At 65.7% G+C, this 18,278-nt stretch carries 17 protein-coding genes; 10 read left to right on the top strand and 7 right to left on the bottom strand.

What is annotated here, in order from left to right; all coding sequences use genetic code 11:
- Window positions 1-23 precede the first annotated feature (23 nt).
- The 3 genes from ACSFB7_RS15955 to ACSFB7_RS15945 all read left to right on the top strand — a co-directional run bounded on the left by ACSFB7_RS15955 (window position 24) and on the right by ACSFB7_RS15945 (window position 2,230).
- Window positions 24-1,151: a sterol desaturase family protein gene (locus ACSFB7_RS15955; RefSeq protein ID WP_435471693.1), complete on the top strand. Its 1,128-nt coding sequence runs from the start codon at window positions 24-26 to the stop codon at window positions 1,149-1,151.
- Window positions 1,103-1,708 (top strand): GNAT family N-acetyltransferase, encoded by a 606-nt coding sequence (locus ACSFB7_RS15950; RefSeq protein ID WP_435471691.1) that lies wholly within the window; start codon window positions 1,103-1,105, stop codon window positions 1,706-1,708. Before ACSFB7_RS15955 ends, ACSFB7_RS15950 begins: the two co-directional genes overlap by 49 nt.
- A 144-nt stretch (window positions 1,709-1,852) precedes the next feature.
- Window positions 1,853-2,230 (top strand): nuclear transport factor 2 family protein, encoded by a 378-nt coding sequence (locus ACSFB7_RS15945; RefSeq protein ID WP_435471689.1) that lies wholly within the window; start codon window positions 1,853-1,855, stop codon window positions 2,228-2,230.
- Between the two features lie 10 nt (window positions 2,231-2,240).
- Here the strand turns inward: ACSFB7_RS15945 and ACSFB7_RS15940 are convergent, their stop codons facing one another.
- On the bottom strand, window positions 2,241-3,041 hold the full coding sequence (locus ACSFB7_RS15940) for an MmyB family transcriptional regulator (protein ID WP_435471687.1): 801 nt from the start codon (window positions 3,039-3,041) through the stop codon (window positions 2,241-2,243).
- Between the two features lie 218 nt (window positions 3,042-3,259).
- Here ACSFB7_RS15940 and ACSFB7_RS15935 point away from each other — a divergent pair, with 218 nt between their 5' ends.
- Window positions 3,260-3,454: a heavy-metal-associated domain-containing protein gene (locus ACSFB7_RS15935; protein WP_435471685.1), complete on the top strand. Its 195-nt coding sequence runs from the start codon at window positions 3,260-3,262 to the stop codon at window positions 3,452-3,454.
- Window positions 3,451-3,864, top strand: coding sequence for a Cu(I)-responsive transcriptional regulator (cueR, locus tag ACSFB7_RS15930; RefSeq protein ID WP_187113065.1), 414 nt, complete (start codon window positions 3,451-3,453; stop codon window positions 3,862-3,864). The genes ACSFB7_RS15935 and cueR overlap by 4 nt, the downstream gene beginning before the upstream one ends.
- A 1-nt stretch (window position 3,865) precedes the next feature.
- Here cueR and ACSFB7_RS15925 read toward each other — a convergent pair whose 3' ends face one another.
- Window positions 3,866-4,819: a YcjF family protein gene (locus ACSFB7_RS15925; RefSeq protein WP_435471682.1), complete on the bottom strand. Its 954-nt coding sequence runs from the start codon at window positions 4,817-4,819 to the stop codon at window positions 3,866-3,868.
- Between the two features lie 569 nt (window positions 4,820-5,388).
- On the opposite strand from ACSFB7_RS15925, the gene creB reads away from it, so the two are divergent.
- Both creB and creC read left to right on the top strand, forming a co-directional pair.
- The gene (gene creB, locus ACSFB7_RS15920; protein ID WP_435471680.1) at window positions 5,389-6,183 is read left to right on the top strand and encodes a two-component system response regulator CreB; all 795 of its coding nucleotides are present in this window, start codon (window positions 5,389-5,391) and stop codon (window positions 6,181-6,183) included.
- The gene (gene creC / locus ACSFB7_RS15915; protein WP_435471678.1) at window positions 6,180-7,619 is read left to right on the top strand and encodes a two-component system sensor histidine kinase CreC; all 1,440 of its coding nucleotides are present in this window, start codon (window positions 6,180-6,182) and stop codon (window positions 7,617-7,619) included. The genes creB and creC overlap by 4 nt, the downstream gene beginning before the upstream one ends.
- Here the strand turns inward: creC and ACSFB7_RS15910 are convergent.
- The 5 genes from ACSFB7_RS15910 to creD all read right to left on the bottom strand — a co-directional run bounded on the left by ACSFB7_RS15910 (window position 7,613) and on the right by creD (window position 14,422).
- Window positions 7,613-8,419, bottom strand: coding sequence for an acyl-CoA desaturase (locus tag ACSFB7_RS15910; RefSeq protein WP_435471676.1), 807 nt, complete (start codon window positions 8,417-8,419; stop codon window positions 7,613-7,615). The two genes, creC and ACSFB7_RS15910, sit on opposite strands and share 7 nt — an antisense overlap.
- A gap of 128 nt (window positions 8,420-8,547) precedes the next feature.
- Window positions 8,548-9,153 (bottom strand): hypothetical protein, encoded by a 606-nt coding sequence (locus tag ACSFB7_RS15905; RefSeq protein ID WP_435471674.1) that lies wholly within the window; start codon window positions 9,151-9,153, stop codon window positions 8,548-8,550.
- An 87-nt stretch (window positions 9,154-9,240) separates the two neighbouring features.
- Complete coding sequence (locus tag ACSFB7_RS15900) at window positions 9,241-11,643, bottom strand: penicillin-binding protein 1A (protein WP_435471672.1); 2,403 nt, start codon at window positions 11,641-11,643, stop codon at window positions 9,241-9,243.
- Between the two features lie 17 nt (window positions 11,644-11,660).
- A complete protein-coding gene (locus tag ACSFB7_RS15895; protein WP_435471670.1) occupies window positions 11,661-12,953 on the bottom strand; it encodes a glycoside hydrolase family 3 N-terminal domain-containing protein in 1,293 nt (430 codons plus the stop codon).
- Window positions 12,950-14,422 (bottom strand): cell envelope integrity protein CreD, encoded by a 1,473-nt coding sequence (gene creD / locus ACSFB7_RS15890; protein WP_435471669.1) that lies wholly within the window; start codon window positions 14,420-14,422, stop codon window positions 12,950-12,952. The genes ACSFB7_RS15895 and creD overlap by 4 nt, the downstream gene beginning before the upstream one ends.
- Before the next feature lie 205 nt (window positions 14,423-14,627).
- Between creD and ACSFB7_RS15885 the strand changes: the two genes are divergently transcribed.
- From ACSFB7_RS15885 to ACSFB7_RS15875, 3 genes are read left to right on the top strand one after another with little or no spacing between them, the layout of a single operon-like run.
- Window positions 14,628-16,688, top strand: coding sequence for a VIT and vWA domain-containing protein (locus ACSFB7_RS15885; RefSeq protein WP_435471667.1), 2,061 nt, complete (start codon window positions 14,628-14,630; stop codon window positions 16,686-16,688).
- A gap of 37 nt (window positions 16,689-16,725) precedes the next feature.
- Entirely contained in the window at window positions 16,726-17,655 is a 930-nt protein-coding gene (xrtQ, locus tag ACSFB7_RS15880; protein ID WP_435471665.1) for an exosortase Q, read from the top strand.
- Window positions 17,636-18,205 (top strand): hypothetical protein, encoded by a 570-nt coding sequence (locus ACSFB7_RS15875; protein ID WP_435471663.1) that lies wholly within the window; start codon window positions 17,636-17,638, stop codon window positions 18,203-18,205. Before xrtQ ends, ACSFB7_RS15875 begins: the two co-directional genes overlap by 20 nt.
- Window positions 18,206-18,278 lie beyond the last annotated feature (73 nt).

The following is an 18,278-nucleotide window of genomic DNA, read 5'->3' as shown; positions in this document are numbered from 1 at the left end:
AGACTTCCTGAAAAACACGCACGGTGCACCGGCTGGTCGTTTTCGTCGTGCCCGTGTTCGCGCTGCTCATGGCGTGCGAGTTCGCATGGGGCTGGCTCAAGCGGCGCAACACCTACCGTTTCAGCGACACCATCGGCAGTCTGAGCCAGGGCCTGCTGAGCCAGTCGTTCGCCGTATGCACCCAGCTCTTCCAGATCGGCCTGTACGCGATGGTCTACCCGGTCGTCGCGATCTGGACGCGTCCCAGCTTCTGGGACAGCGCCATGGGCTGGATCGCGGCGGTGCTGCTGTTCGACTTCTTCGACTACTGGCTGCACCGCGCGGGCCACGAGTCGGCCGTGTTCTGGGCCGCGCACTCGGTGCATCACCAGAGCCAGCAATTCAACTTCTCCACCGCGCTGCGGCAAGAGAGCGCCGTGGCCTTTCTCGGCTGGGCCTTCTATCTGCCGATGGCGGTGGTGGGCGTGCCGCCCGAGCAGTTCGGCCTGGCGGGGCTGATCGTGCTGGTCTACCAGTTCTGGATCCACACCGAGCACATCGGCAAGCTCGGCTGGTTCGACCGCGTGTTCTCCTCGCCTTCCAACCATCGCGTGCATCACGCCGTGAACGACGGCTATGTCGATCGCAACTACGGCGGCATGCTGGTGGTGTGGGACCGCATGTTCGGCACCTTCGCGGAAGAAGGCGAGCGCTGCGTCTACGGCACGCGCAAGACGCTCGCGAGCTTCGATCCGCTGCGCGCGATCCTCGGACCCTACGCACCGCTGCTGCGCGACAGCTGGCACACGCGGCGATGGCAGGACAAGCTCGCCGTCTGGTTCAAGCCGCCGGGCTGGCGCCCGGCCGATGTGGCCGCGCGTTTTCCGGAAGCCCCTTTCTCGCTCGAAGAAGCCATGCACATCCATGACCCGGTGCTGACGCGCGCCCAGGTCGCGTCGGCTGCCATCCATTTCGCCGGCTGGGTCGGCGTGACGCTCGCCTTCCTGTGGCGGGCCGACGACCTGGCGTTCCAGACCGGCCTGGTCCTGCTCGCACTGGCGGTCGGCGGCTTCTGGGCCATCGGCGCGGTGCTCGACTCGCGCCTGCGGCTGCGCTGGGCCTGGTGCGTGCAGGTGGTGCTGCTGGCGGTGTCGGCGGTCATGCTGGCCTGAGGCTCTTTCGCAGCAGGCGTTTTTTAACGCCTCGCTATGCTCGGCGCTTCATCGATATGGAAGCTCCACACACCATGCACAGGCTGGCCACCCCGCAGGACATCGACACCGTCTTCGCCCTCTACATGCACGAGAAGGTCGTGCCCTACCTGGGCTACGACCCGATGCCGCTCGAAGACTTTCGCGCGATCTACAAAGAGCTGCTCGACGGCCGCGGCTTCCACATCTACGAGCGCGACGGAAAGGTCGCCGGCTTCTACCGCGCCACGCGCTATCCGGGCCGCGTGCAGCACGTGGCCAGCCTCGGCACGCTCGCGGTCGATCCGGCCCTGCACGGGCAAGGCGTGGCGCTGGCCATGGTGACCGAGGCCATCGACACCTTGATATCGGCGGGCGTCAAGCGCATCGAACTCATCGTCGAAAGCGACAACGCGCCCGCGCTGCGCTTCTACGAAAAGCTGGGCTTCCAACGCGAAGGCACGCTGCGCAAGTTCTACAAGCGGGCCGCCGATGCGCAGGCCATCGACGACCACATGATGGCGCTGCTGATCGACTGAAGAAGAGCCGTCGGCCTCGTCGCATGCACGAGGTCGCAAGGTTTCGCTGCACTGCGACCAGGCAGGTAATCGACAGTGCCGGGCGCGCCTGCCAGACTTGCCTGCATCCCCACAAGGCCTTGCGCCTTCGCAGAAAGAACAGCCATGCCCGCACCCGATACCCTGGCCCGATTCATCGCACGCGTCGAACAGAACGCGCATGTGGAAGCCATCGAGGAGTTCTACACGCCGCAAGCTTCCATGCAGGAGAACCAGTCGCCGCCACGGATCGGGCGGGACACGCTGGTCGCCCATGAACGCAAGGTGCTTGCGCGCGCCAGGTCGGTGAGTTCGCAATGCCTGCCGCCCGTGTTCGTGAGCGGCGACGACGTGGTCGTGCGCTGGGTCTTCCGCTTCGAATGGCTCGATGGCTCCGTCACGCGGATGGAAGAAGTGGCCTGCCAGCACTGGGAAGGCGAGCGCATCGCGGCGGAGACCTTCTTCTACGACCCCGCGCAGCAGGTCCCTGTGCGCCAGCAATGACAGCCGATGCTCAACCCAGCTCGACGTGGCGCCGCGTCATCTCGGCGGTATGGCTGTCGAGCGGAAACCAGAGCTCCATCCGCAAGGAAGCCAGCGTCACGTCCTGCGGCAATGCGAAGACGCTCTGCACGTAGAAATACGAGAGCGTGCCCAGTGCCGTGTCGAACACCAGGCTCAGATAGGGCGCCGCATGAGCTGGCGCCTTCGCGGCAACGGCCGGTCGGTGCCGTTGATTCAGTGCATCGGAAAGCCGCTGAATTCTTTCCTGCAGCGCCGGCGTCGCGCTGGCCTCGGTGCGCAGTTGCGCCAGCAGCGCCGAGCCGACGGCCCACGGTTGATGCATGCGCGACAGCAGGCCTTTGGGATGGCCAAGCGCGGTGATCATGTCCATGCCGCGCACACGGCCCCCGGCGCTCGCGGCCAGCTCGGGCATGACCAGCGACCACAACCAGCCCGCGCCGCGGTTCTGGTCGACCGTGTGCCAGTCGTCATCGAAGACCAGCGCGGGGTTCGGGTCGTGCGCGGCCAGCGTGTGGCGCAGCGCCTGCAGCGCGGGCGCGAGTTCGGGGCTGTCGAGCGCCATCTTTTCCTGCGGCAACGCGAAGCCCGCATGCAGCAGCGCGGCATTGCGCACCGAGGTCGGTACGTCCAGTTCGGCCAGCCAGGCCAGCAGCAATTCGCGGCTCGGCCGTGCGCGCGCGGCCTCGATGTAGCTCACATGCCTTTGCGACACGTCCAGGCGCAGCGCCAGTTCGAGCTGGCTGATCTTGCGATCTGTGCGCAGGTGGCGCAGGAGTTGCGCAAGTTTCAAACGGGCCTCTGCCTAACCGGGTGGGGAGTGCTCATGGGTTCGCGATTGTGCGCAACTTCCGGTGCGAAAGCGATAACGTCGCAGGTCGTTGCCAACACCGCCGCGCAGCGACAGTGCCCCTTCGCTGGACGTTGACATCGTGAGAGGGTTCAAACTTGCGGCTTCCCCTTGCAACCCACCATTCATTCATTCAATTGAATTCAAAAGGAGCCACGACGATGAGCCAGAAATTCCAGGTCTCGAGCATGAGCTGCGGCCACTGCGTGACCGCGGTGCAGAACGCGGTGCAGACGGTCGATCCCGAAGCGCAGGTCACGGTCGATCTTCCGACCGGCCATGTCGACGTGCTGAGCGAACAGCCGCGCAAGGACATCGTGGCGGCGATCGAGAACGCCGGCTACGCCGTTCAATGACGGACACCGGAGGCCGGCAGGTCGCCATCGGCGAGGCCGCGCGCCTGTCGGGCGTCTCGGCCCGCATGGTCCGGCATTACGAAGGGCTGGGCCTGCTGCCGGCGGTGGCGCGCACCGAGAGTGGCTACCGCCAGTACAACGACGCCGACATCCACACGCTGCGCTTCATCAAGCGCTCACGCGACCTGGGTTTTTCGATGGAAGAAATCGCGGAGCTGGTCGGCCTGTGGCACAACCGCCGGCGCGCGAGTTCGAGTGTCAAGCGCATCGCCGAAAAGCACCTGGGTGAACTGGAGCAGCGCATCGCGGACATGCAATCCATGCGCAATACGCTGTCCCATCTGGTTCACTGCTGCCACGGGGATGCCAGGCCCGACTGCCCGATCCTCGATGACCTGAGCAAGGTCTAGATCAGGCGCCTCGTACCAGCGAAAGAATCTTGCCCGCGTCGAGCGTGCGGGCCTTCTCCTGGATCGCCGGCAGATATTGCGTCTGCAGGCCCTGCCCTTCCTTCACCACGCCCGAGAACGCGTCCTTGAGCATCTGGGTCGAGAGCGTGCGGCCGCCCGCGTAGTAGCGCTTGGCGACATGGCCCAGCGCATAGGTCGCCGCGAAGCTCATGCCCGAACTCACGGCCTGGTTGCCCAGCCCGCGCAGCAAGCCGCCGCCGACCTTGCCCAGCAGCCCGCCGAGCAGCTTGCGCCCGGCCTGTTCCAGGTACTGCGAGGTCAGGCCCACGCCGACCGTGGCCAGGAAATCCTTGATGTGCCCGCTGTCCAGCTGGTAGCCGTGCGCCTGGCCGATGCGATAGACCAGCTTCATCTGCAGCGGAATGATCGCCATGGTCGACAGCGTCTCGGGCAGCAGTTCCAGCGCACCGTTGAGGATGGCCGCATTCAGGATCGACTTGTCCAGCTCCGCGCTGTCGGGCGCATTGACGGCCACCGCCGCGGCACCCGCCGCCGTGGCCGTTCCCACTGCGGCGCCCACCGGCACCGACGCGATTTCTTCCGCCCGCTGCGCAAACCCCGCCACTGACGCATCCAGCCCGAGCGAGGTGCGCACGTCCGCCAGGAACATGCGCTCCGCCTCCGACTGCGTGCCGTCGGCATCGCACACGCACACCGCCATCTCGTAGGCGAGCTGCCGCGATTCGGTGCTCTTCAGCTCCCCGGCCACCGACGCCAGCGAAACGCGCTTCATCAGCACGTCCTGGTAGAGCGTCGGCAGATTCAGGCCGTCGGCTTGCGACAGGCCTTCGGCGATGCGCTTGATCTCCGCGCGTTCGCGTTCGTGCTTTTCGCCGTCGACGAAGGCCGCCAGCAGGCTCAGGGTCACGATGGCCGTTGTTTCTGAAGGTGTCATGTTCGAGGTTTTCGTCATATGAAGGACGAAGTTCGGGTGCTTGGCGCTGCGAAGGTTCCTTTGGACGTTCTCCCCACAAAGCTTGAGCAACTCTGTGGATAACCCCGGCACTGCTGTGTAGGGCCATTGCAAGTCATTGATTTGCAAGGGGATTCTACATATTGCTTAAATTTTGAGCACTGAATTTCTTTGCCCGAAAGCCGCCTTTCGCAGATTTCCAAGGGGGTGTCAAAGGACAACTCTGGGGACAGTTTTTGCACAAGCCATCGGTTATCCACAGCGCCGGCGGGTTACCCAATGTTGTTCATTTCGGCGGTACACCTCGGAAGCGCGGCTGCGCACAGTGACGCAGGCATGACAACTCGTTGTCACATAACGAAAAAAGTGCCCTGTCCACAGAAGAGTGCTTCCCTTATCTACTACTACTAATTTGAATAAGAAGAATAAGAAATAGGGAACAGGGAAAGCGCCGCGCCAAAAAAAAAGCCGCGGACGGCCGCGCCGGTCTCCAGCGCCTCGGGCGAAAAAACGGGCCCGGGCGGCCCGCTTCCCCTCGCTAACATCCGTGGATGAGCTTCAAACCGCGGATCCTGATTGCCGAAGACGAGTCGGGCATCGCCGACACGCTGCAGTACGTCCTGAAAAGCGACGGATTCACCCCGATCTGGTGTGCCACCGCCGAGGAAGCGATCGCGCAGTTCGCGCAGGAACCGCCGGCGCTGGCGATCCTGGACATCGGATTGCCCGACCTGAACGGTTTCGAGCTCTTCAAACGCCTCCAGGCGCTGAACCAGTCCATGGGCGGCCCGGAGGTACCCATGGTGTTCTTGACGGCCCGCAGCGACGAAATAGACCGCGTGGTGGGCCTCGAACTGGGTGCGGACGACTACATCGCCAAGCCTTTTTCGCCGCGCGAGCTGGTCGCTCGCGTCAGGACCATCCTGAGACGGAGCGCGAGAAACGGCCCAGGAGCCTCGCCAGCGGCCGCCGGAGCAAACCATGGGGCTCCCCATCAAATCGCGCCCCAGGCGGCTCCAGCGACCCCACAGGCACCCGCAATGCCCTTTTCGCTCGACAACGAGCGGATGCAGATCCGGTATTACGGACGGCTGCTCGAACTCTCGCGCTACGAGTACGGGCTGCTGCGCCTGCTGGTGCAGCGCCCCGGCCGCGTCTTCACGCGCGATGAATTGCTACAACTGGTCTGGGACGACGCCAGCGACAGCTTCGACCGCACGGTCGATGCGCACATCAAGACCCTGCGCGCCAAGCTCAAGACCGTCGCGCCCGATGTGGAGCCGATCCGCACGCTGCGCGGCACCGGCTACGCGCTGAACGAAGAACTGCCAGCCAAGTCCTCGTGACCCGTCGCACGCGGATCTTCATCGGCATCCTGCTGATCTACACGGCAGGCATCGCCTTCCTGCTGTACCGCGTGATGTCGGACATCGACCCGCGCTACCGCGAGTCGGCCGAGGAATCGCTGGTCGAAACCTCGCAACTCGTGGCCAGCCTGGTCGAGCAGGACGTGATTGCCGGCGCCATCAACACCGCGCGGCTCGAACCGCTGTTTCGCACCGTCTACGCGCGCGAGTTCTCGGCCCAGATCTACAACCTGCACAAGAACCGCGTCGAGCTGCGCGTGTACGTCACCGACCGCAACGGCCGCGTGATGTTCGATTCGCTCGGCAGGCACCTGGGCGCCGACTATTCGCAATGGATGGACGTGAGCCGCACGCTCGCCGGCCTGTATGGCGCGCGCACTTCGCGCGACGTCGACGGCGATCCGCGCACGTCGGTCATGTACGTCGGCGCGCCGATCCGCTGGAACAACGAAATCGTCGGCATGGTCAGCGTCGGCAAGCCGGTGCAGAGCTTCGGCCAGTTCGTGGAAGACGCCCGCGCCCGCACGCTGTGGGTCGGCGTGGGCTCCGGCCTTGCGCTGTTGCTGCTCGCGGTGATCGTGTCGATCTGGCTGGTGCGGCCCTTCGGGCTGATCTCGGACTACTGGACCTGGGTGCGCGCGCAGCGCAGCCTGAGCCTGTCGCGCATGGCGCGCCGCGCGGTCGATACGGTGCGCAGCGGCTTCGGCGAAATGCGCGATGCGCTCACCGGACGCAACTACGTGGCCGACTACGTGCAGACCTTCACGCACGAAGTCAAAAGCCCGCTCTCCGCGATCCGTGGCGCGGCCGAGCTGCTGCAGGAGCCATCGATGCCGCATGCGGAGCGCGAACGCTTTCTGAAGAACATCGAAAGCGAGACCCAACGCATCCAGGAAATCGTCGACCGCATGATGGAACTCACCGCGCTCGAAACGCGGCGCGCGCTCGACCGCACGGAGCCGGTGGTGTTGGCGTCATTGATCGAAGACATCGCGCTCAGCGCACAGCCCGCGGCGGCCAAGCGCAACATCCGTCTGCTGGTGAACATTCGCGACGAGGCGAGCACCGAAGGCGATCCGTTCTTGCTGCGCCGCGCCATCAGCAATCTGCTCGACAACGCCATCGATTTTTCGCCGCGCGACAGCGAAGTGCTGCTCGTGCTGGAGACCACCTCCAGGCTTGCACGCGTGACCGTTCGCGATCACGGGCCGGGCATTCCGGACTACGCGCAGGAAAAAGTCTTCCAGAAGTTCTATTCGCTCGCGCGGCCGCACAGCCAGAAGAAGAGCACGGGGCTGGGGCTGGCGTTCGTGAAGGAGATCGCGGCCTTGCACCGCGGTCGCATCGAGCTGGGCAACGCATCGCGTGGCGGCGCGGTCGCAACGCTCACGCTGCCGCTGTTGTCACATCACTGAACCGGCGTCAGTGCCTGCAGTTCGGGCCGTGGCGGCAGCGAAGCCGGCAAGCGCAAATCCCACACCAGGCCGAAACGCTCCAGCAGCTTGAGCATCCACCAACCCGGGTCCCATTCGCCCGGCGCGAGTCCCAGCCGGGCAGAGCCCGGAAACGCGTGATGGTTGTTGTGCCAGGACTCGCCCATGGTCAGCAGCGAGGTCCATGGAATGTTCCGGCCCTGCACTGCGGCGCCGCGTACTTCGTAGTTCATCGCGCCGTGGTTGTGTGCAAACCAGCCGATCAGCCAATGGCCCAGAACGCCGGACGTGACCCGGGCACAAACGCCCCAGACAACAAAAGCCCAGCCACCCCAGACATAGAACAGAACGGCCACCGGCAATTGCTGCAGCATCCAGGTTTTCTCGAGCCATTGCAGGACTCGGTCGTTGGCGATGCGCGGCTCCAGTTCGATGTGTGGAGGTCGCAAAAGATGCAGCTCGCAATGCAGTTGCCACCATGCGTCGCCCCAGAAGCCGCGGCCATGGCGCAGGTAGTCGTGGCAGATGGGCAGGCGCTGCGCGTAGTCCCGCAGTTCATGCTGGCGAAGAATGCCCAGCGGCCCGGCCAGTCCCACGAGAACACCGCAATACACCAGCGCATATCGCAGCCACTGCGGGCACTGGAAGCTGTTGTGAATCAACTGGCGATGGCTGCCCAGCGAGTGGCCGAACAACAGCACGAAGCCCGTGCTGACAACGAAAAGCGCGAGCGCATTCCATTGAAAAAAGAAGACGCCACCGACGGCTGCGCCGGTGGCCATTGCGCAAAACCAGAGGGACTTTCCGGGCGCATAGCGAACATCGCCTTCCAGAACGAAGTCCGCATGCTCAGCATGGACACGATGGTGATCGAGACCCGTGAGCTGCACTGGAAACCCTCAGGAACCGATCAGGCCGAGATCAAGGCGAGATAAGCCTCGCGCGTCTCGGGGCTCACCGCATCGAGCAGTTGCTCATACGAGGTCTGGTGGCGTGTGAGCATGCGCGCCGACGCCACGGTCTTCGACTTGCAGTACCAGTGGCAGGTGTGCTGCATCAGGAACAGTTCGGCCGACATGGTGAAGGCCTTGGATTTGGCCGAGCGATTCGCTTCGTTCTTCATCACGCCGGCGATGCCGCGCGCATGAATCGCCAGCGCTTGCCGCAGGTCGAAGGCCGCGGCCGGAAAGAGTTTGGTCGCGAAGGGAATTGCAACGGGCAGCTTGCTCACGCGCGTGTCGGCTTCCGGCGTGCGGGCGAACTCGCCAGCGAAGCTGTCGAACTGGGCCGAGAGTTTTTCCTCGGTGGAATCGAGCAGGCTCCAGATCTGCTGGCGGCGCTCGGGATCGTCTTCGCCGAGGCAGCGCAGGTAGCCCGAAGTCAGGCTCTCCATCAGCTTCTCGATCTGGTAGCGACCCAGGTGCGTGCCCAGCAGCGCGATGCGCTGGCGCTGGTCTCTGGACTTGAGGATGTAGGCGCCGGCGGCGATCAACGCCACCAGGGTAAGAATTTCCATGTATGCGTGAAGAGAGAAGAAAAAAAAGCGGGAAGCGGCACCGAGTGTAGGCACCGCATCCCGCTTGCGCTTTGAACCGTGTGGCCGTTACCTGAAGAAGTCCAGGATCTTGTTGCGCTCTTCCGGTGGCGGCGGCGCACCGATCGGCGCGCCGGTGAGTTGTTCCACCGGCGGCGGTGCCGCTTCGGCATTTTCAAGGCCCAGGCTCGCCACGTTGTGGCCCGGCGTGAAGTCGTCGAAATACACCTCGCCGTCGACACGAACCACGCCCGGCGGCTCGGCCGGCTGCGTCACGGGCACGCCCTGCAGCGCGGTCTGCATGTAGCCGGTCCAGATCGGCAGGCTCAGGCTGCCGCCGGTTTCGCCGCGCACGCCGAGCTGGCGCGGCGTGTCGTAGCCGACCCATGCAACGCCGACCATGGTCGGCTGGAAGCCCGCGAACCAGGTGTCGAAGGAATCGTTGGTGGTGCCGGTCTTGCCGTAGAGGTCGTCGCGCTTGAGCGCTTGATAGGCCTTGAAGCCGGTGCCGTTTCGCACCACGCTCTGCAGCAGCGAACTCATGATGAAGGCGTTGCGCTGCGGAATGGCGCGGCGCGATTCGTCGAGCACCGGTGGCTCGGTTTCCATCAGGACCTTGTCGCGCAGGTCGGTGACGCGCGTGACCAGATAAGGGTTGACGCGGTAGCCGCCATTGGCAAACACCGAGTAGCCCACCGCCATCTGCATCGGCGTGACCGAGCCGGCGCCCAGGCCCATCGGCAGGTTGGCCGGTTGCTTGTCCTTGTCGAAGCCGAACTTGGTGACCCAGTCTTGCGCATAAGGCGCGCCGATCGACTGCAGCACGCGCAGCGTCACGAGGTTCTTCGACTTCATCAGCGCGGTGCGCAGCGGCATCGGGCCTTCGTAGGTGCCTTCGAAGTTCTTCGGCTCCCAGGGCTGGCCACCGTTTTCGCTGGCATCGAAGTGCAGCGGCGCGTCGTTGACGATGGTCGCGGGCGTGAAGCCTTTTTCAAGCGCGGCCGAATAGATGAAGGGCTTGAAGCTCGAACCCGGCTGGCGCCAGGCCTGCGTGACGTGGTTGAACTTGTTCTTGCCGAAATCGAAACCGCCGACCAGCGCCTTGATGGCGCCCGTGCGCGGGTCCATGCCGATGAAGGCCGCCTCGACCTCGGGCAGTTGCGTGATCTCCCAGGTGTTTTTCGGCGTCTTCGCCACGCGGATCACCGCGCCGCGGCGGATCTTGATGTTGGGCGGTGCCTTGGCGGCAAGACCCGACAGCGCCGGCTTGAGGCCTTCGCCGCTGATCTGGATGGTTTCGCCGTTGGCGCGCACGGCGCTGATTTCCTTGGCGTTGGCATCGAGCACCACGGCCGCGATCACGTCGCCGTTGTCGGGGTGTTCGGCCAGCGCGTCGTCCACGGCTTCATCGACTTCCTTCTGCTCGGTCGGCAGGTCGACGAACTTCTCGGGGCCGCGATAGACCTGGCGGCGCTCGTAATCCATGATGCCCTTGCGCAGCGACTTGTAGGCCGCCACCTGGTCGGCCGCGACCAGCGAGGTGTAGACCTTCATGCCGCTGGTGTAGATGCTGTCGCCGTACTGCGCGTACATCATCTGGCGCACGGTTTCGGCCACGTATTCGGCATGCAGCCGGTTCGGGTCGGCGGCATCGCGCAGGTGCAGTTCTTCCTTCTTCGCGGTGGCCGCCTGCTCGGCGGTGATGAAGCCGGTTTCCTGCATGCGGTCGATCACGTAGAGCTGGCGCGCCCGCGCACGGCGCGGGTTGGCCACCGGATTGTTCGCGCCGGGCGCCTTGGGCAGGCCGGCGAGCATCGCGGCTTCGGCGATGGTGACGTTCTGCAGCGGCTTGCCGAAGTAGGTTTCGGCGGCGGCGGCGAAACCGTAGGCGCGGTTGCCCAGGTAGATCTGGTTCAGGTAGATCTCGAGAATCTGGTCCTTGGTGAGCTGCTGTTCGAGCCGCAGCGCCAGCAGGATCTCGTAGGTCTTGCGGCTCATGGTCCGCTCGGAGCTCAGGTAGACGTTGCGTGCCACCTGCATCGTGATGGTCGATGCGCCCTGCTTGCGTCCGCCTTTCAGGCTGGCCACCGCCGCGCGCAAAAAGCCTTTGTAGTCGACACCGCCGTGGTCGTAGAAGCGCGCGTCTTCCACCGCCAGCACCGCGTCTTTCATGACCTTCGGAATGTTGGCGAAGGGCGTGAGGTTGCGGCGCTCTTCGCCGAATTCGCCGAGCAACTGGCCTTCGGCCGAGTACACGCGCAGCGGCAGCTTGGGCCGGTAGTCGGACAGCGCCGAGACATCGGGCAGCTTCGGATAGATGGCAACGACCGCGACGATGGCCGCGACGATCACCACCAGCGCGCCGGAGCCCGCCGCGATGGCGCCCCATCCTGCGATGCGCTTCCAGCGGCGGTTGCGTCCGTCCGGCTTGGCGCCGTCGTCGGTGGGGGAGGAGCTTGAACGTTTGAACATAGAAATGGGCTAACTGACTAGCGAAAGGATTGGAGCCGCCGCGCGCTGCTGCGTTCCAGCATCGGCAGATCGAGTGCGCCGCGTTGCGCGGCCTGCTGCGCGCAATGCATGGCGTCGAAGTACTTGTCGTGGTCGAAGGCGATCAGCAGAAGGTCCACACCGGCGTTCAGCGAACGCACGGTGGCATTGCACAGGCCATGGTTGTAGGCCGCGCCCATCGTGAGATCGTCGGTGACGAGCAGGCCCTGATAGCCCCATTCGCCCCGAATCACCTGCTGCACGATTTTGCGCGAGAAAGAAGTCGGAGATTCCGCATCGAGTTCCGCAAGGATCACATGCCCGAGCATGATGGCTGCGTCAGATTGTTTCGACACTTCTTGAAATGGTTTCCAGTCATGTGTTGCAAGTCGGGCGACCGGCGTGCGCAGGCTGCCGGCGAAGTGATGGGTGTCTTCGTGCACGCCGGCAAGGCCGGGAAAGTGCTTGAGCGTGCCGCGCACGCCAGCCGACTCAAGGCCTTTCTCATAAGCGAGCGCTACCTGCGCGGTGAGCGCGGGGTCGGCCGAGATGGCGCGTTCGTCGATGCGGGTGTGCAGATCCCAGCGGCCCGGCGCGCGGCCGGTGCGCAAATCGACCACCGGGCTGAAGTTGAGCGTGATGCCCAGCGCCGCAAGCGCCCTGCCCTGTTGCGCGCCGTAGGCATGGGCGCGCTGCGCGAGGTCTTCGTCGGGCACGTCCGCGTCCAGCAGCGTGGCCAGCGCGGGCTGGCGTTCGACCAGCGGCGACAGGCGCGACACCGCGCCGCCTTCCTGGTCGGTCGCAACGACCAGCGGCGACAGGCCGGCTTCGCGTCGCAGCGCCTGCAGGCCGGCGATTTCATCGCGCAATTCGGCGGCCGTGCGGCCCTGTACGTTGCGGCCGGTCACGAAGATGCCGCCGATGAGGCCCTTGCGCGCCAGCTCGCGCAGCTTCTTCGCATCGTCATAACCGACGATGAAGTGCGCACCGAGCGCCTGTGCCATCGGCCCCGACGAGGCATTCACTTCGGCCCGGTGCTGGATGGAGGCCGCTTCGTTGCACAGCGCCATCAGCACCGCCGCGAACGCCAGGCCCAAGGCCACCGGACGCAACCAGCCGTGGGTCCATCGCCAGATGAACGCGATGCCGACGGCCAGCGCACCGAGCAGCAGCGGCAGTTCCCACGCACGCATGAAGCGCAGGTGCGGGTCTTTCAGGTGCCAGGCCCAGAACCACAGCGTGGCCAGGGCCAGCCAGCCCAGTGCGCCGAAGCTGACCCGCAGCAGCTTCATGCCGCCTGCGTTGCCGGTGCGGCCGGCGTTGCGTCATTGCGCCGAGAGAGCGCATACCAGTCGACCCTGCGCGTGACCAGCATCAGCGTGGCCAGCATGCCGAAGATCAGCAGCGCGCCGAGCAGCAGCGCATTGCTTTCGGAAGCCAGCAAACCGTAGAGCGCGCCGTACAGCAGTGCGACGAAAGCGCCGAACGACAGGCCGCGTAGCCAGCCGCCCAGCACCGCGCTGAAGTACACGGCGAGCAAGGTGACGCTGGCTGTTGCCGCGCCCGCGTAGGCCATCCAGAACGCGAACTTCTCCGACAGCGCAAGCAGCAGCAGGAAGAACAGCGCGATCGACAGGCCGACCAGCCCGTACTGGATCGGATGCAGGCGCAGCTTGCGGAACAGCTCGAACATGAAGGCCGCCATCAGCACCAGGCCGATGAAAAGCATGCCGTACTTGCCGGCGCGCGTGCTCATCGAATAGACGTTGATCGGCTGTGCCAGCGACACGTCGAAGGTCTGCAGCGGGCCCAGGTTGCGGCGCACGGCACCGGCGGCCTGGGTGACGGCTTGGGCGTCGCTGTCGGGATCGACACCGCGTCCGGCGAGTCCCGCGCGCACCTGCTCGCGCGCCGTGGTCACGAGCGAGGACACGCGCCAGTGCGCATCGAAGCCGCCCGGCGTCACGCTGCGTTCGGATGCCAGGAAGCGGCCGCCGAAGCTGGGGTGCGCCCAGGGCGAGCGCAGGTGCGCGGTCGTTTCCTCGGCGATGGGCGCGATGGCCAGCGTGTCCTGCCCGACCAGGCCGAGCTTCATCTCGAAGGGCAAGGCCTTGCCGGCCTGCCATGCCGCGAGCGCGGCGCCGGTCACGGGTGCGTGGATGCCGTTGGCAAACCAGGCGTCGTCGGCAATGCCCGGCACGCGCTGCCGAAAGCGCAGTGCCTCGCCGTTCATCAGCAGCGCCGGCGAGCCGTCGAGGCCGCGCAGGTCGCTCACGTTGAAGGCGATGAAAGGCGCCTTCAGCTCGATCGTCGAATCGGTCTCGCTGTGCGCCACGGCCTTCGGATCGAAGGCGGCGTAGCCGCCGCTCAGCGTGGCGTCGAGCGTGTAGAACGGATTCTTGAAGATGCCGCGGTAGCGCTCCTGCGGCGCCATCGTGCCTTCGATGTGCAGCTTGTCGGGAAACACCACGTGGGTCATTTCCTTGCTGTGCGGCTCCTGGCCGATCAGCTTGCCCTGCGCATTGCGCATCGGCTCCGTCCAGCGCTCGACATACGGCACCAGCAGCAGCGGGCCGACCACGGTCTGGCGGCCGGCATAGGTGGCGGCCAGCTCGCGGCCCGCCTCACGCTGGCTCTCGCCGCGCTCGCGGTTGATCGAGTCGATCTCGGCCAGCGGAATGCACAGCAGCAACAGCAGGAAGAACAGCCCGGCCACCTTGACCAGCATCGAGCTCTGCAGGGCTCTCAGGAACTGAAGCATTTTTTGATCTCCTCGTCAGTAGCGAAGCCGCGATGCTCTTCGCGCGACCCGAAGGCCGTGTGAAGCACCCGCGCCGGCGCACTTCACACAGACTTCACACAGCGGGGCATTCAAGGCGTGCGACTTCAAGGAGCCTTCCAACTGGCTTCTCGTGCGGTGCCGACAGTTGCGGCTGTGCAAGTTCGCACGGACAAGGACCCCCGCCATGGATGCCCACACCACCCCACGCCCCGGCCGCTGGCTCTGGCTCGCCACCGTGAGCCTGGCGACCGCGGGCTTCGTCGCACTGGGCGTGCGCCCGCTGCATGCGCAGGAAGCGCCCGCCGGCCCGCGCATGAAGACCGAGAGCCCGTACTTCTTCGTCAAGAGCGACGACCCGTCGGTCGATCGCCTGCCGCTCAAGGGCACCGAGGTCTCGGTGAAGATTTCGGGCGTGATCGCCGACGTGACGGTCACGCAGACCTATCGCAACGAAGGCCAGCGCGCCATCGAGGCGAAGTACGTGTTTCCCGGATCGACCAAGGCGGCCGTGAGCGGCCTGAACGTGCGGCTGGCCGACCGGCTCATCACCGCGCAGATCCGCGAGAAGCAGCAGGCGCAGATCGAATACGACACCGCGAAGAAGGAAGGCAAGACCGCCGCGCTGCTGGAGCAGCACCTGCCCAACGTGTTCCAGATGAACGTCGCCAACATCATGCCGGGCGACGATGTGAAGGTGGAGCTGCGCTACACCGAACTGCTGGTGCCGCAGTCGGGCAACTACGAATTCGTGTTCCCGACCGTGGTCGGCCCGCGCTACAACAGCCCGCAGTCTGCGAACGCGCAGGCGAAATGGGTGGCGCAACCCACGTTGACCGCCGGCACCGCGCCCTCGACCAGCTTCAAGCTCAAGGCCACCATCGACACGCCGATGGGCCTGAAGGAAATCCGCTCGACCACGCACGCCATCGACGTGAAGAAGAGCGACGAAGACCAGCACGCCGACATCGTGCTCACGGCAGACGGCCGCCCTGCCGACAACCGCGACTTCGTGCTCGACTACCGCCTGGCCGGCGAAAAAATCGAATCGGGCCTGATGCTCTACAAGGGCCAGGGCGAGAACGCAGAGAACTTCTTCCTGGCCATGGTCGAGCCCCCGAAGGCCGTGGCCGCCAGCGCGATTTCGCCGCGCGACTACATCTTCGTGGTCGACATCTCGGGCTCGATGCACGGCTTTCCGCTGGACACCGCCAAGACCGTGCTGGAGCGCCTGATCGGCGGCCTGCGCCCGAGCGACACCTTCAACGTGCTGCTCTTCTCGGGCAGCAACAAGATGCTGTCGCCCAGGTCGGTGCCGGCCACGCGCGCCAACATCGAACAGGCACTCGCAACCATCAAGAACTACAGCGGCAGCGGCAGCACCGAGCTGATTCCGGCGCTCAAGCGTGTCTACGCCGAGCCCAAGGAAGAGAACGTGTCGCGCACCGTGGTCGTGGTGACCGACGGCTACGTGACGGTCGAGCGCGAAGCCTTCGAGCTGGTGCGCAACAACCTGTCGAAGGCCAATGTGTTCGCCTTCGGCATCGGCTCCTCGGTCAACCGCAGCCTGATGGAAGGCATTGCACGCGCCGGCATGGGCGAGCCCTTCATCGTCACCGACCCGATCCAGGCGCCCGAGCAGGCCGCGCGTTTTCGCCGCATGGTGGAGTCGCCGGTGCTCACCAGCGTGAAGGCCACCTTCGGCGGCCTCGATGTGTACGACGTGGAACCGCAGGCCCTGCCCGACGTGCTGGGCGAACGCCCGGTGATCGTGTTCGGCAAGTGGCGCGGTGAAGCAAAAGGCCGCGTGATCATCGAAGGCCAGAGCGCCAACGGCCCCTACCGCCAGGAAGTGCGCATCGACGAACGCACCCGCCAGGACACCGCCGCGCTGCGAACCCTGTGGGCCCGCCACCGCATCGAAAGCCTGAGCGACCAGGAAACGCTGGAAGGCGGCGCCGCCTTCAAGGAACGCATCACCGAGCTGGGCCTGAAGTACAGCCTGCTCACGCAGTACACGAGCTTCATCGCGGTCGACAAGGTGGTGCGCAACGTGGCGCCGCAGAACAGCGTGGACGTGAACCAGCCGTTGCCGATGCCGCAAGGCGTGAGCGACCTGGCGCTGGGCGCCGAAGTGCCGAGCACGCCGGAGCCGGAAGCGCTGGGCGCCATTGCCGTGGTGCTGTCGATGCTGGCCATGTTGCGCCGCCGCGCCCGCCGCAACGACGCGCGCCGCTTCACCTCCTGAACACGCGCAGACGAAACGAAAAGAAGAGAGAAGAAAAATGTCCTTGGCAACGCTCGCCCACCGTCATCCGCGCATCGTGGACTGGGGCATCCACATCGACCGCACGCCGGCCGCCGGCTGGCTCGCGCTGCAGTTCGTCGCGCTCATGCCGACCTGGGTGTGGATGGTCCAGCGCATGCGCGACGGCTCCGACGATCCGATGGGGCTGTTGGCGCTCGTCGCACTGGCGGCGCTGGTGTGGCATCGCCGGCGCGAGCTGCGTGCTTCGCCGCGGCTGGGCTGGCTGGCGCTGGCGGGTGCGGGCGGCGTGCTCGCGACGCTGCTGCGCACGGGGCTCGGCGTCGTGCCGGCGCTGCCGCCGCTGGCTGCGGGGCTGGTGGCCGTGCTGTCGCTAGCCTGCGGGTTGATGGCGTTCCTGCCGAGGCGCGTGGCCGCGCTGCCGGTGGTGGGGCTTGCGGTGCTGGCGCTGCCTTTGCTGTCGTCGCTGCAGTTCTATGCGGGCTATCCGCTGCGCGTGGTGACGGCCGAAGCCAGCCGCTGGCTGCTGGCACCGGGCTTCGACGTGGCGCGTGAAGGCGCCAGCCTGATGGTCGATGGGCGCCTCGTGATCGTCGATGCGCCGTGCTCGGGCGTGCAGATGGTGTGGCTGGGCTACTTCACGGCCTGCGCCGTCGCGCTGTGGGCGCGCCGCAGCGACCGCGGCTTCATTCGCCGGCTGCCGATGGTCGGCCTGCTGGTGCTGGGCGGGAACATCCTGCGCAACAGCGTGCTGATCGCCTTCGAGGGCGCGGGCCATCCGCTGGCGGCCTGGGCGCACAACGCGCTGGGCCTGGTGGTGCTGGCGGCCGTGTGCGGCGCCATCGCCCGGCTGATGGTGCCGGCGCGCCCCGCACCCGAGCCGCTGGAACATCCCATCGCGGGCCTGATCACGACGCAAGGAGGCCGCCATGTCGACACCGTTCTTTGAGCGCTGGTTTGCGAACCATTTCATTAACCGCATCGGCCACAAGACGGCCTTTGCGCTGGCGATGCTGCTGTGCATGCTGTGGTCGACCGCTGCGGCCCTGCGCGCACCGGCGGCGTCCGACGAGGTGGCGATCTCGCACGAATGGCCAAGCCAGTGGGACGGCGTTCCGCTGCGCCCGCTGGCCCTGAGCGAAGTCGAGCAGCGCTTTGCCGACCGCTTCCCCGGCGCCATCGGCCGCATGACCGACGGCACCCAGACGCTGGTGATGCGCGAGGTGAAGCAGCCCACGCGCATGCTGCATCCGGCGCTCGATTGCTACCGCGCGCTGGGCTACCGCATCGAACAGGCGCGGCTGGAACGTGATGCGCAGGAACGGTTGTGGCGCTGTTTTGTTGCGCAACGGCACGGTGCGCAAAAGATCCGCGTTTGCGAGCGCATCGTCGATGCCCAGGGCACGGCTTTCACCGACACTTCAGCCTGGTACTGGGCAGCGGCCAGCGGCCAGTCGCATGGTCCGTGGCAAGCTGTCACCGTGGCGAGACCGATCTGAGAAACGTGCCTGTGAAGAAGACCCTGAGATTTGTGCTTTTCGGGCTCATGGCCCTGGTTATTACAGCGTGTGT

This window comes from Variovorax raffinosi, from assembly GCF_051216615.1.
Taxonomy (GTDB): Bacteria; Pseudomonadota; Gammaproteobacteria; order Burkholderiales; family Burkholderiaceae_C; genus Variovorax.
Note: the sequence above shows the minus strand (reverse complement) of the source record. Positions and strands in the feature narration are given on the sequence as shown.

Bases quoted from the DNA above. Each gene is read 5' to 3' on its own strand.
- ACSFB7_RS15905 (WP_435471674.1), bottom strand. From the start codon at position 9,153: ATGGAAATTCTTACCCTGGTGGCGTTGATCGCCGCCGGCGCCTACATC.
- ACSFB7_RS15945 (WP_435471689.1), top strand. From the start codon at position 1,853: ATGCCCGCACCCGATACCCTGGCCCGATTCATCGCACGCGTCGAACAG.
- ACSFB7_RS15900 (WP_435471672.1), bottom strand. From the start codon at position 11,643: ATGTTCAAACGTTCAAGCTCCTCCCCCACCGACGACGGCGCCAAGCCG.
- xrtQ (WP_435471665.1), top strand. From the start codon at position 16,726: ATGTCCTTGGCAACGCTCGCCCACCGTCATCCGCGCATCGTGGACTGG.
- ACSFB7_RS15875 (WP_435471663.1), top strand. From the start codon at position 17,636: ATGTCGACACCGTTCTTTGAGCGCTGGTTTGCGAACCATTTCATTAAC.
- ACSFB7_RS15935 (WP_435471685.1), top strand. From the start codon at position 3,260: ATGAGCCAGAAATTCCAGGTCTCGAGCATGAGCTGCGGCCACTGCGTG.
- ACSFB7_RS15895 (WP_435471670.1), bottom strand. From the start codon at position 12,953: ATGAAGCTGCTGCGGGTCAGCTTCGGCGCACTGGGCTGGCTGGCCCTG.
- ACSFB7_RS15925 (WP_435471682.1), bottom strand. From the start codon at position 4,819: ATGACACCTTCAGAAACAACGGCCATCGTGACCCTGAGCCTGCTGGCG.
- creD (WP_435471669.1), bottom strand. From the start codon at position 14,422: ATGCTTCAGTTCCTGAGAGCCCTGCAGAGCTCGATGCTGGTCAAGGTG.
- cueR (WP_187113065.1), top strand. From the start codon at position 3,451: ATGACGGACACCGGAGGCCGGCAGGTCGCCATCGGCGAGGCCGCGCGC.
- ACSFB7_RS15910 (WP_435471676.1), bottom strand. From the start codon at position 8,419: ATGGCCACCGGCGCAGCCGTCGGTGGCGTCTTCTTTTTTCAATGGAAT.
- ACSFB7_RS15885 (WP_435471667.1), top strand. From the start codon at position 14,628: ATGGATGCCCACACCACCCCACGCCCCGGCCGCTGGCTCTGGCTCGCC.
- creB (WP_435471680.1), top strand. From the start codon at position 5,389: ATGAGCTTCAAACCGCGGATCCTGATTGCCGAAGACGAGTCGGGCATC.